Below are 1,088 nucleotides of genomic sequence, written 5' to 3' on the forward strand. Positions count from 1 at the left end.
CCAGCGGGTTAGAGTAACCATAAGTCAAGGGTAGTATCCCAACAACGCCTCAATAGAAACTAGCGTCCCTATTTCAATGGCTCCTACCTATCCTGTACATGACTTACAGGTACTCAATATCAAACTACAGTAAAGCTCCATGGGGTCTTTCCGTCCTGTCGCGGGTAACCTGCATCTTCACAGGTACTAAAATTTCACCGAGTCTCTCGTTGAGACAGTGCCCAAATCATTACGCCTTTCGTGCGGGTCGGAACTTACCCGACAAGGAATTTCGCTACCTTAGGACCGTTATAGTTACGGCCGCCGTTTACTGGGGCTTCAATTCATACCTTCGACTTACGTCTAAGCACTCCTCTTAACCTTCCAGCACCGGGCAGGCGTCACCCCCTATACATCACCTTGCGGTTTAGCAGAGAGCTGTGTTTTTGATAAACAGTTGCTTGGGCCTATTCACTGCGGCTGGCTTTTACACCAGCACCCCTTCTCCCGAAGTTACGGGGCTATTTTGCCGAGTTCCTTAACGAGAGTTCTCTCGATCACCTGAGGCTACTCGCCTCGACTACCTGTGTCGGTTTGCGGTACGGGTAGATATGACTTTACGCTAGAAGCTTTTCTTGGCAGTGTGACATCAGAGAGTTCGCAACCGTAGTTGCTTCCCCATCACAGCTCAATGTTAAAGAGAAATGCATTTGACACATCTCACACCTCACTGCTTAGACCAGAATCCATTAACTGGCATCTCTTAGCCTACTGCGTCCCTCCATCACGATCATATCTAGTACTGGAATATCAACCAGTTGTCCATCGACTACGCCTTTCGGCCTCGCCTTAGGTCCCGACTAACCCAGGGCGGACGAGCCTTCCCCTGGAAACCTTAGTCTTACGGTGGATAAGATTCTCACTTATCTTGCGCTACTCATACCGGCATTCTCACTTCTTAACGCTCCAGCACTCCTCACGGTATACCTTCATCGCGGTTAAGAACGCTCTCCTACCATTGATAAAATATCAATCCAAAGCTTCGGTAATATGTTTAGCCCCGGTACATTTTCGGCGCAGGGTCACTCGACTAGTGAGCTATTACGCAC

The 1,088-nt window shown here is 49.0% G+C and carries 1 rRNA gene; it reads right to left on the reverse strand.

The window, feature by feature from the left end:
* Nucleotides 1-1,088, reverse strand: a 23S ribosomal RNA gene (locus ABZW17_RS46725); the annotation flags it as partial.

This window comes from Amycolatopsis sp. NPDC004625 (assembly GCF_040609695.1).
Lineage (GTDB): Bacteria > Actinomycetota > Actinomycetes > Mycobacteriales > Pseudonocardiaceae > Amycolatopsis.